General features: G+C 60.8%; 11 protein-coding genes. 5 read left to right on the top strand and 6 right to left on the bottom strand.

Annotation, left to right across the window (positions count from 1 at the left end; all coding sequences use genetic code 11):
• Nucleotides 1–7 precede the first annotated feature (7 nt).
• From BFN67_RS18075 to BFN67_RS18085, 3 genes are all read right to left on the bottom strand, one after another.
• Nucleotides 8–952, bottom strand: coding sequence for a cation diffusion facilitator family transporter (locus BFN67_RS18075; RefSeq protein ID WP_080920912.1), 945 nt, complete (start codon nucleotides 950–952; stop codon nucleotides 8–10).
• Between the two features lie 771 nt (nucleotides 953–1,723).
• Nucleotides 1,724–3,031, bottom strand: coding sequence for a glucoamylase family protein (locus BFN67_RS18080; RefSeq protein WP_080920913.1), 1,308 nt, complete (start codon nucleotides 3,029–3,031; stop codon nucleotides 1,724–1,726).
• A gap of 3 nt (nucleotides 3,032–3,034) precedes the next feature.
• On the bottom strand, nucleotides 3,035–4,498 hold the full coding sequence (locus tag BFN67_RS18085; RefSeq protein ID WP_080920914.1) for a GH39 family glycosyl hydrolase: 1,464 nt from the start codon (nucleotides 4,496–4,498) through the stop codon (nucleotides 3,035–3,037).
• A gap of 392 nt (nucleotides 4,499–4,890) precedes the next feature.
• On the opposite strand from BFN67_RS18085, the gene BFN67_RS18090 reads away from it, so the two are divergent.
• The 5 genes from BFN67_RS18090 to BFN67_RS18110 are packed head-to-tail and all read left to right on the top strand — an operon-like array spanning nucleotide 4,891 to nucleotide 10,128.
• Nucleotides 4,891–6,540, top strand: a complete 1,650-nt coding sequence (locus BFN67_RS18090; protein WP_080920915.1) for an ABC transporter substrate-binding protein — start codon at nucleotides 4,891–4,893, stop codon at nucleotides 6,538–6,540.
• Between the two features lie 18 nt (nucleotides 6,541–6,558).
• Entirely contained in the window at nucleotides 6,559–7,626 is a 1,068-nt protein-coding gene (locus tag BFN67_RS18095) for an ABC transporter permease (protein WP_080920916.1), read from the top strand.
• Nucleotides 7,623–8,540 (top strand): nickel transporter permease, encoded by a 918-nt coding sequence (nikC, locus tag BFN67_RS18100; protein WP_080920917.1) that lies wholly within the window; start codon nucleotides 7,623–7,625, stop codon nucleotides 8,538–8,540. The genes BFN67_RS18095 and nikC overlap by 4 nt, the downstream gene beginning before the upstream one ends.
• Nucleotides 8,537–9,382, top strand: a complete 846-nt coding sequence (locus BFN67_RS18105; protein WP_080920918.1) for an ABC transporter ATP-binding protein — start codon at nucleotides 8,537–8,539, stop codon at nucleotides 9,380–9,382. Before nikC ends, BFN67_RS18105 begins: the two co-directional genes overlap by 4 nt.
• Nucleotides 9,379–10,128, top strand: a complete 750-nt coding sequence (locus BFN67_RS18110) for an ABC transporter ATP-binding protein (RefSeq protein ID WP_080921007.1) — start codon at nucleotides 9,379–9,381, stop codon at nucleotides 10,126–10,128. The genes BFN67_RS18105 and BFN67_RS18110 overlap by 4 nt, the downstream gene beginning before the upstream one ends.
• A gap of 34 nt (nucleotides 10,129–10,162) precedes the next feature.
• Here the strand turns inward: BFN67_RS18110 and BFN67_RS18115 are convergent, their stop codons facing one another.
• From BFN67_RS18115 to BFN67_RS18125, 3 genes are all read right to left on the bottom strand, one after another.
• Nucleotides 10,163–10,660: an RES family NAD+ phosphorylase gene (locus BFN67_RS18115; protein ID WP_080920919.1), complete on the bottom strand. Its 498-nt coding sequence runs from the start codon at nucleotides 10,658–10,660 to the stop codon at nucleotides 10,163–10,165.
• An 8-nt stretch (nucleotides 10,661–10,668) separates the two neighbouring features.
• Nucleotides 10,669–11,019, bottom strand: coding sequence for an MbcA/ParS/Xre antitoxin family protein (locus BFN67_RS18120; RefSeq protein ID WP_080920920.1), 351 nt, complete (start codon nucleotides 11,017–11,019; stop codon nucleotides 10,669–10,671).
• Between the two features lie 155 nt (nucleotides 11,020–11,174).
• Nucleotides 11,175–11,420, bottom strand: a complete 246-nt coding sequence (locus BFN67_RS18125; RefSeq protein WP_139789245.1) for a hypothetical protein — start codon at nucleotides 11,418–11,420, stop codon at nucleotides 11,175–11,177.
• Between the last annotated feature and the right edge of the window lies 1 nt (nucleotide 11,421).

Raw genomic sequence — 11,421 nt, forward strand, 5'->3', positions numbered from 1 at the left:
CGAACGCTCAGTTGATGAGCCGCGATCGCCAATCCGCGAAGGTTTGTGCACGTTGGGGCTTGATGAACAAGGCCGTGACTTGGGGGAACGTTTTCTTAACGGCCCTTTCTATGCGCTCCACGGCGGCCTCCATCTCGGGTATCGGCAAAGTATCGTGAAATTCGATGCTGAGATTCACCACCACCTGGTCCGGCCCCAAGTGCACGGTAAGGACACCATTTGCATTTTCGACGGCCGAGTCCTTTTTGACAATGCGCAAGATCGCCGACTGCACCTCGGGAACCGCCGCTTCGCCGATCAAAAGCCCTTTGCATTCGCGCGCAAGGATGATGGCGACGGCGCCGAGAACAAGGCCGATTCCGACCGATGCTACGCCATCAAGTTCCGGAATTCCGGTATATTGTGCCGAAACAATGCCGACAAAAGCAATAAGAAGGCCGATCAACGCGGCGCTGTCCTCGAACAGAACCGTAAAGGTCGTCGGGTCCTTGCTCTGCCGTATCGCTTCGAAATAGCTGCCGGGAGGTTTGCTTTTTCTGAACTCCTTCAACGCGATGTACCAGGACGCACCTTCGAACAGGAACGACAATCCAAGCACGATATACGGCACGACCGGGTTCTCGATCGGCTCAGGATCGCGGATATGGACGATACCTTCATAGATCGAAATTCCGGCGCCGAGCGCGAAGATCAGCAACGCGACGACGAAAGACCAGAAATATAGCTCTCGTCCATGGCCGAGCGGGTGTGCCTTGTCGGGAGGCCGCGACGCTCGGCGCATTCCGTATAAGAGAAGAAACTGGTTGCCGGTATCGACCAGGGAGTGGACACCTTCACTCAGCATAGCCGAACTTCCGGTCAAGCCGGCCGCGATGAATTTTGCAACGGCGATGGCAAAATTACCTGCCAGCGCCGCATAAATGACCCGCTTCGATTGGTGTTTGGACGCCATCCGTTCAATCACGTTCGTTCAGCAACGAGGACCGGATTCATAATCCGGCATATCGGGAGAAACTTCCACCGGCGTTCCAAGACGTGAACGGGCCGGCAACCTATCGGCTCAACGTGAGCCCGTCCCAGCCCGTGCAGGGCGCCGGTCTAGCAGGTTCCGACGATAGCGACTATACGTTTGCTGCATTGCGGTGGATAGCCGAAGTGTTTTGAATGGCCTCACCAAAGAACTCGACGCCGAACCAAACTATCAATGCGAGCAGTAGTCCGACTATTAGAATTATCAGGACATGTAGTCCCCGACGCCCCTGACGGGCCTTTTTTGCAGGAACGGTCTTAGCCACTGCTTCCTCCTTCGCGACGCGAATATCACACGCGCCAGCCTTTATTTCCGATGCTCCTGAAACTCATGCGCGCGCTTGATGTTCCAATTCGCGACGCGCGGCAAAGGTGAAGGAGAGTCACCGGGAGAATTCTTTTTAAATTTTCGGAAAGTCAGGGAACCTGTCGCAGGCCCGGCTGTTCGAGAGGAAACCGACAAATCGTAAAATTGCGGACGAACACATCATGATCCGGCCAAATGGACCTGTACCGGCACACTGTATTCCCGATCATCCACCCACACCGCCGGAACGCCAGCCAGATGAGCCTCCAGGAATACCACCGCCTTCGCCAAGACCGGTTCCTGAACCGAGTCGGGAGCCCGAAGTCCCACCGGATGTACCGCCGGAACTTCCTGACGGGCCGACGTATGAAAGCTCAATGGCAAATTTCACAGCCATCTGCCGGCGAATCCTGCCCGGCGCAATCCGCGTGTAATGTGTGGACAGTTGCGCATCAGGCGCCAAAGGAAATCAGATCGGTAATTTTCGATCATCAGCACGATCGGGCCTTGATTGAGGCCAAGATGGTCGGGTGCCACCCAGCCGGCGGGATGACTGCCGCCGTCCGCCAACGTTGGATTGAAGCTGGCCTTGAAACCGTAAGGGTTGTCGAGATTGAGCTCTATGTCATGGAAATGGCGCAAGGCCGGCAGAACGATTTCCGGTGCAAATGGCAGCGATGCGACGGTGGCCCAAGGCGACAGGGTTCCATCGTCCGGGCCGTAAGGCGCGCCCCGCGCCAGATAACCGTAAAATTTTCGCTCGACGCCGCTGATCAATACGGTTTCGTGTCCCGGCCCGTCGCTGGCGGTGATGCCCCAACTGCTTTCATGATAACCGGCGAATTCCAGCGGATTGCGGATCGCATATTCCCGCTGCACGAACGTCGCCTGGCGGCTGTTCTCGAAATAATCGCTGCCATGCTCGCGCATGAACGCATCCTTTATGCCGCGAAAATCGAGCCATAGATGTGAAAGCTGATGAATGAAGAGCGGGCCGGCGTAAAGAAATTCCCGGCCATGGATCTTGCGCCATCGATAGGTCGAGAGCCACGCCGCATAACTTTCCGGCGGCAGGGGATGGGTCGGCGAGCCAAGGCCCAGCACATAAAGGATCAGTGCCTCGTCATAGCCCTCCCAGCGAAAGTCGATGAAGCCGCTTTCCGGCTTCCAGCCATGGGTGAGGGTGGCGCCGCCATTACGGGCCCAGTCCCAGTCGACGCGCCGGTAAAGCTCTTCCGAAAGCTTTCGGATTTCCTCTTCGTCCTCATTGTCTTCGCGGAAATATGCCCCGGCCGTCAGAATGCCGGCCATCAGAAGGGCTGTGTCGATCGTGGACAATTCGCACTGCCACACGCGCCGGCCTGTCTCCATATCGAGAAAATGATAGTAAAAGCCCTTGTAGCCGGTGCCTTGCGGATCGGTGTCCTGGTTGCTGTTCCAGAAAAAGCGCAGGGTGGCGAGCGTGCGGGCGCAGGCGTCGTCGCGTGTCATGAAACCGCGCGCGACGCCGACCGGATAGGCCGTCAGCGCCAGCCCGACCGCCGCTATGCTTGCCGGCGAATCGTTCCTGCTCCTGTCGGCGACCAGCCCGTTGGCCGGATTGGCCTCATAGAGGAAATAATCGAAGGTTTTGCGCTGGAGCGCTGCAAGCAGGTCGTCGCTGAGCGGAGGCTTGATCGTCGTACTCTGGCCCATCGCTCAGTCCGCCGGTGCGAATTCCATCGTCACTGCCGCGACGGCGTGTGGAGGTAACTCGACGTTGATCGAGATTGCCCCTGCCTCCGTTGTCCAGGGCTGTGGTTCCGTGACCAGATTTGAGACTTCGCCGAGCCGCTCCAGTTCGGCCGCTGTTGGGTAGGTCGGTTCGCCCATCTCGCACCACAGTTTTCTGGCATTGGCATGGTCATCATCGATACGCTGAATGGCGGCGGCAAGCGGTTTGCCGGTATTTTTCAGATGAATACGCATCTGCTCCACCGTGATCGCCTTGCCAGGCAAGGTATGGTTTGTCATCAGGACAGTCAGGTGCCGGCCGTCGCGGATTGCCCACGCGTCGACGGTCTCATGGCGGCCACGGACCGGCAGTTGCTCGGTTCCAAGGTGATGGAGCAGTTCGAAGGCGCGGTAGCTCGGCTTGGCAATGCCATGCAGGTTGAGCAACCCGAAGCCGCCATGAAAAGGCACTGACGGGAAATAGTTCTCGGCGAAGATGTCAGTGAAGGTCCAGAAACTGTAGGCCTCGACCAGACCACTGGCTTCCATCACCGTCTTGACGTCAAATGCAGCGGCATAGGGTTGATCGTGCAGTGGATCACGCGGATTAGATGACGTGTTCCACTCCGTGTAATAGACCGGCCGACCTTTGGCGAGGCGATGCACATCTTCCGCCCATTCGCGCATGATGCCGCGCCGGCTCTTCGCCAGATGTTCCTCGGTCGCGTCGTCCTCGTCTCCCAGTGACGTGCCTTCGACGACGTCGGTCGGATATTGGTGGGTGCTGACGAAATCGAGCGGCAGCCCGTTCTTGTCGCAAAATGCCACCAGTTCCCCGACCCATTGGTTCCTGGCACTGGCCGGGCCGCCGACCTGCAACGCGCCGTCCACGCCCTTCAGGGCCTCGACGCTATGGCGGTAAAGCTTGAAATAGTCGTCTTGAGTTCCGCTCCAGAAGGCTTGCAGGTTCGGCTCGTTCCAGACCTCGAAAAACCAGCTTCTTACTTCCGCGACACCGTAGCGACCGACCCAATGTTCGGCCAGTTTGCGAATGAGCGTCGCCCATGCACCATAGTCCTTCGGCGGGCTCACGCGGCCTTGATAGCGGAAGACGGTGGCCTCGCCGGAGGCGAAGGTCCACGGCATGAAGCTCAGTTCAACGAATGGCTTCATGCCGATATCGACAAGGTAGTCGAACGCCTGGTCGATGTTGAAGAAGGAATAGAGCAATTCGTCCTTGTGACAGATGAGCGTGCCCATCTCGTCACACAGCAAGCCGTGGAAGCGAACATAGCGGAAGCCAAGCTCCTCATGGCATCGGCGCAATTGCTGCTGCCAGTCAGCGCGTAACGCCATCGGGGCATGATCCGACCCGACCACACGCTCCCAAAAATGTGGGAAAGGCGTTGCCGCCGAGGAAAGGTCACAGGAGAAGTCCGCGTCGCTCATTGTTGTTTGCTCCGGCCAACCTCAGGCCGAAAAAAAGGGAGCCAGTCTTTGGTTAATCCGATGTTCCATCAGGGCGCTCGTGACAGCAACGGCTTTCAAGCCAGGATGGTTCAACCGCGACTATCAACTTGTTTTGAGGGAGGGGCCGCGCACAGGTTGTGCCAAGGGATAGACAATGGTCGGTGCCGCTGTGGCGGGACGAGCCCATGGATCGGAGACGAGGATCGCAAAACCCGTTGCCGTGCTCAAGGTGCGTCGCTATGGTTGGGGCCAAGCGGACATGCGAGGTCCTCCCGGAGCGGCCTCGCATCTTCTTTTCCATCATCGGAAAGGCCGCTGACCGGCCGGGAGCCGGATAACGAAAACAGGGAACGAAGACAGGGACGACAACCATGATGATGGAAAACTTTGCTCTGCGCCCGCGCATGTGGCTTTCGGGTGCCGCGCTGGCCGCGCTGCTTATCGCCGGCGCGCCTATGGCCGCTCATGCCGACACGCCCGCCGACACGCTGGTCGAAGGCTTTGCGATCGACGATATCATCACCATGGATCCGGCCGAGTCGTTCGAGATATCGACCGCGGAAATCATCGGCAACACCTACGAGCTTCTGGTCAGGCTCGACCTCGACGATACGTCCAAGGTCAAGGGCGACATCGCCGAAAGCTGGACCGTTTCCGACGACGGGCTGACCTATACGTTCAAGCTGAAGCCGGGCCTCAAATTCGCTTCGGGGAACCCGATCACGGCGGCGGATGTCGCCTGGTCGTTCGAGCGCGCCGTCAAGCTGGACAAAGGTCCCGCCTTCATCCTCACTCAGTTCGGACTCACCAAGGACAATGTCACCGAAAAGGCCAAGGCGGCGGATGACGGCACGTTCGTCTTCACCGTGGACAAGCCCTACGCGCCGAGCTTCGTGCTGAACTGTCTGTCGGCCACGGTCGGCGCCGTCGTCGACAAGAAACTGGTGATGGAGCACCTCAAGCCCGTCACGCCATCCGACGACTACAAATACGACAATGATTTCGGCAATGACTGGATGAAGAAGCATTCCGCAGGTTCCGGCCCTTTCACGCTGCGTGAATGGCAGGCCAATCAGGCCGTCGTGCTGGATCGCAACGACAATTATAATGGCGAAAAGAGCAAGCTCGCCCGCGTCATCTACCGCCACATGAAGGAAAGCTCGGCCCAGCGGCTTGCGCTGGTGGCGGGCGATATCGACGTGGCGCGCAATCTCGAACCCAACGATCTCGATGCCATTGCCGACAAGAGCGGCATCAAGACGATCAGCGCGCCAAAGGGCACGCTCTATTACATCAGCCTCAACCAGAAGAACGAGAAACTGGCCAAGCCCGAAGTGCGCCAGGCGTTCAAATATCTCATCAACTACGACGCCATCGGCAAGACGCTGATCAAGGGCATAGGCGAGATCCACCAAACCTTCCTGCCCAAGGGCGATCTCGGCGCGCTCGACGAAAACCCGTTCAAGCTGGACGTGGCCAAGGCCAAGGAACTTCTGGAAAAGGCCGGCCTGAAGGATGGCTTCAACGTCACCATGGACGTGCGCAACGGCCAACCGGTGACCGGTATTGCCGAATCGATCCAGCAGACCGCCGGGCAGGCCGGCATCAAGATCGAAATCATTCCGGGCGACGGCAAGCAGACGCTGACCAAATACCGCGCCCGCAATCACGACATCTATATCGGCCAGTGGGGGCAGGATTATTTCGATCCGAACTCCAACGCCCAGACCTTCGCCTCCAATGCCGACAATTCCGACGACGGCCCGGTAGCGACGCTTGCCTGGCGCAATGCGTGGGACATTCCGGAGCTTTCCAAGCAGACGGAAGCTGCTCTTCTGGAAAAGGATTCGGCCAAGCGCGCCGATCTTTACAAGGACCTTCAGAAGAAGGTTCTGGAAACCAGCCCCTTCGCCATCATCTTCCAGCAGATCGAGGTTGCGGCCTATCGCGACAATCTCAAGGGCTTCAAGCTCGGGCCGAGCTTCGACACCAATTTCGTCGCCCCGATCTCCAAGGACTGACCGGGCAGGGCTTCTCGCGTGAGTGTGATTGACAACGAGGCTTCGGCACCGCGACCAGGCGCGCGCGCCGGTGCCGTCGCCAAGGCGGTGGGGCGTTTTGTTTTCATCGCCATCATCACCTATCTCGGCCTGCTGGCGGTGACGTTCTTCATTGGCCGCGTCATCCCGATCGACCCGGCGCTGGCCGTGCTGGGCGATCGCGCGCCGGCCGACGTGGTGGCGCGTACGCGCCGCGAAATGGGGCTCGACCTGCCGCTGATCGAGCAGTTCTATATCTATATCACGCATGCGCTGAGCGGCGATTTCGGCCGCTCCGTCCTCACCACAAATCCGGTGATGGAGGATATTCGCCGCGCCTTTCCCGCCACCATGGAACTGGCCACGCTGGGCACGCTGATCGGCTCGGTGGTCGGTGTGCCGCTTGGCGTTCTCGCCGCCGTCAAGCGCGGCAGTCTCACCGATCAGTTTGTCCGCGTTATCGGTCTGGTCGGTTATTCGGTGCCGATTTTCTGGCTCGGTCTGCTGGCCCTGGTGCTGTTTTATGCGCGTCTGCAATGGGCGGCATTTCCCGGCCGACTCGACATCGTCTATCAATATACTTTCACGCCGATCACCGGGTTCTATCTGCTGGATGCGGCGTGGCAGGGGCAATGGGACGTGTTCTGGGATGCGTTCCGCCACATCATCCTGCCCGCGTCGCTGCTCGGTTATTTCTCGCTCGCCTATATCAGCCGCATGACGCGCTCCTTCATGCTGAACGAACTGGCGCAGGAATATATCGTTGCCGCGCGTGCCAAGGGCTTATCGGAAAGCCGCATCATCTGGGGGCATGCGCTGCGCAACGCCGCCGTGCCGATGGTCACGGTCATCGCGCTGTCTTACGCCAACCTGCTGGAAGGCTCGGTGCTGACGGAGACGGTGTTTTCCTGGCCGGGCATCGGCCTTTACATCACCAATTCCCTGCAAAACGCCGACATGAACGCCGTGCTCGGCGGCACCATCATCATCGGCTCGGTGTTCATCGGGATCAATCTCCTGTCCGACCTGCTCTATCGGCTGCTCGACCCGAGGACCAAGGTACAATGAGCGAAATGCCTCTGACCCGCCGCGAATGGCTGCTCTCGGAGCGGCCGGCGACGCGCCGGCAGGCGAGACTCGGCCGCGCCTATATCGGCTGGCTGCGCTTTTCGGCCAACCGGCTGGCGCTGATCGGCCTTTTCATCATCCTTGCCTTCTTGCTCATCGCCGCACTTGCCGGCGTGCTGGCGACGCATTCGCCCTATATCGGCGACCTTGCCGGCGCACGGCTTCTGCCGCCCGGCCCGGACCACTGGCTGGGCACCGACGATCTTGGCCGCGACATCTATTCGCGCATTCTCTACGGCTCGCGCTGGACGCTCTATGTGGTGGTGCTGGTCGCCATCATCGCCGCGCCGATCGGGCTCGCGGTGGGGACGGTCGCGGGTTATGCCGGCGGCTGGATCGACGCGGTGCTGATGCGCATCACCGACATCTTTCTCGCCTTTCCCAAGCTGGTGCTGGCGCTTGCCTTCGTCGCAGCCCTTGGCCCCGGTATCGAGAACGCCATCATCGCCATCGCCATAACGTCCTGGCCGCCCTATGCCCGCATTGCCCGCGCCGAGACGCTGACGGTGCGCAATTCCGATTACATCAAGGCGGTACAGTTGATGGGCGCTTCGCCGTTGCGCATCGTGGTGCGCCACATCATGCCGCTGTGCCTGTCGTCGCTGATCGTGCGCGTGACGCTCGACATGGCCGGCATCATCCTGACGGCCGCCGGCCTCGGCTTCCTCGGCCTCGGCGCGCAGCCGCCGCTGCCCGAATGGGGCGCGATGATCGCGTCCGGCCGCCGTTTCGTGCTCGACCAGTGGTGGGTGGCGGGCGTTCCCGGTTTCGCCATCCTGATCGTCAGCCTCGGCTTCAACCTTCTCGGCGACGGCCTGCGCGATGCGCTCGACCCTCGCAGCGGTGACCAATGAGCGACAAGGCCAGCACATTGCTTGAGGTCGAGGATTTGCGCGTCACCTTCCCGACGCGCACCGGCGCGGTCGAGGCGGTGCGGGGCGTGAGTTTCTCGCTCGGCCGCGAGCGGCTGGGCGTTGTCGGCGAATCCGGTTCGGGCAAATCGCAGACCGGCCGCGCCATTATGGGCCTGACGCCGCCGCAGGCGGAAGTCTCGGCGAAAAGGCTCGCTTTCGACGGTATCGACCTGCTTTCCGCGCCGCCGGCCACGCGCCGCGCGCTGCGCGGCGGGCGCATCGCCATGATCCTGCAGGATCCGAAATATTCGCTCGATCCGGTCATGACCATTGGCCGCCAGATCGTCGAAACGCTGAGAACTCATGAAAAGGTATCGAAGGCCGAGGCGCGGGAACGCGCGCTCGACATGCTGGCCGCCGTGCAGATCCGCGACCCTGGCCGGGTCTTCGACCTGCATCCGCACGAGGTTTCGGGCGGCATGGGCCAGCGCGCCATGATCGCCATGATGCTGATCGCCGACCCTGAACTGCTGATCGCCGACGAGCCCACCTCGGCGCTCGACGTCACCGTGCAACTCGACGTGCTCGCCATCCTCGACGAGCTGGTCAGCGAGCGCGGCATGGGCCTGATCTTCATCTCGCACGATCTGCGCCTCGTCTCCTCCTTTTGCGACCGCGTCGTGGTCATGTATGCCGGCAAGGTGGTCGAGCAATTGAAGGCCTCGGAATTGCACAAGGCGCAGCATCCCTATACGCGCGGCCTGCTCGACTGCATGCCGCGCATCGGCAGCGACCGCCATCCGCTGCCGGTGTTGCAGCGCAAGGCGGAGTGGGCGGCATGAGCGCGGCTCTCGCGGTACAGGGACTGGACGTCGTTTTCGACCGCTTTCGCGCGCTGAAAGGCGTGAACCTTGCCGTGCAGCCGGGCGAATCCTTCGGCCTCGTCGGGGAATCCGGCTCCGGCAAGTCCACCCTGCTGCGTGCCATCGCCGGCCTGGCGCCGGCAGCGGCGGGCACGATCTCGATCAACGGCAAGCAACTTGGCCATCGCCGCGACAAGGCTTTCTACCGGCAGATCCAGATGGTTTTTCAGGACCCATACGGCTCGCTGCATCCGCGCCAGACGGTGGACCGGCTGTTGCAGGAACCGCTTGCCATTCACGGCATCGGCGACGGCGAACGCCGCATTGCCCAGGCACTTGACGAGGTGGGGCTCGGGTCCGGCTTCCGCTTCCGTTATCCGCACCAGCTTTCCGGTGGCCAGCGCCAGCGCGTGGCCATCGCCCGCGCGCTGATCCTCGAACCGTCTATCCTGTTGCTCGACGAGCCGACCTCGGCACTGGACGCCTCCGTGCAAGCCGAGGTGCTCAACCTGCTCGAAGAGGTGCGCAACGCACGCGGCCTGACCTTCCTGATGGTCAGCCACGATCTCGCCGTCATCACCCACATGTGCGGCCGGCTGATGGTCATGCAGGATGGAGAAGCGGTAGAACAGCTTGCGGCCGCCGATCTCGTTTCGCGCAAGGTCGCGCAGGACTACACGCGCCGCCTGCTCACGGCCAGCGACGGTTTCGTCCGTAGCCTGTAACTGCCTTTGTCGTGGCCATTGCGATAGCTTGCCGTCACCGCATCAGGCGGTGCTCATCATCGATCAGGGTGAGGCGCGAGGGCGGAGCGTCGCTCCATTTCCATAGCACGAGGTTGAGATCGTCGCCGGTAGTTCCGGGTGCAAAGCTCCTGACCAGCAACCCGTGGTAGCCCGATGCTGAAAGCCTGTGGGCGAAGCTCTGCGTTCTTGCTTCTCCGCTCGCTTTTATCTGGTCGCGCCAGGTTGAATCAGCGAGCGCGGCAGCATTCATTCCTTCCGACTTCAAGGCCGCATCGTCTCGGCTGTCGAAAACGCGCTCGATGTCGGCACCATAGGAGACGAGCGTCGTCGGCTGCAGATTGCCGATCTGATTGGCTTCCCTAAGCGCCGTCATGACCGAAAGCGATGTATAAAGCGCCGGTGTTCCCTTTGCATTGAAGCGGCCACCGTAAAGCTCCGCGCCGCGGCCGGACAATGGTTCACGCGCATAAATCGGATTCAGCGCCCGGTAGAGAACTCCCTGGAAACGCATCGACCGGCTTAGGCGTGGACGCCGGCATCGATCGCGTCGATATAGTCGAGCACGTCATCGGCCCGCCCCTCTCGGACCAGTTGCATCGCCGTCATGCCGGAAAAGCCAGGCAACGGCTCGGAGCGGTACCAGGCATAAGCCATCAGCGCAGAGCCGAAACGAGGCTCGACCTTATTGATGATTTCCACCATTTCGCGCAGCCGCCGCTGGGTCTTGTCGGAGCGAACCCTTTCCTTGCGCTGGATCGCATCCTTGCCCAGTCCGACCGTACGGGCGACTTCTTCGCTGGTCGTGCGAAAGGCGTCCGCGATCTTTCGAGGCGCGAACATGCCGTGGTCCGAATATTGTGCCAAGCCCATTACAATGCTCCATGCCGCTTACTCTGACGTAATATAGCGTCAAGGCCAATGGCTTTCAACGATTTTGAGTCCAACCCATGATTCCCGGCCAGTAAAACCTCGTTGGGCTGTTTTGCCGTCTCTGCCTGCCGTCGAGCCTACGCGGTATCGTATATTCACAGGCCATCGAAACCCATCTGGCTCAACCAGCCCTTGCCGATGCCGCGCTCATGGACAATCGGCAGGGGGTTCTCGGCATCGAGCCGGGCACAGATGCGATAGACCTCCAATGTTCCGGCGTCCATCTCGCCACGCCGGTAGAAGAACATCGCCGCCGCATAGCGGGTGCGGCCCGACCACTCCACGCCAAGAGGCGTATTGACCAGCGCCCACTGTTCGGCGCGTTCGGGATCGTCTTCCATG

The sequence above is a fragment of the Manganibacter manganicus genome (genome assembly GCF_002075885.1).
Lineage (GTDB): Bacteria > Pseudomonadota > Alphaproteobacteria > Rhizobiales > Rhizobiaceae > Mesorhizobium > Mesorhizobium manganicum.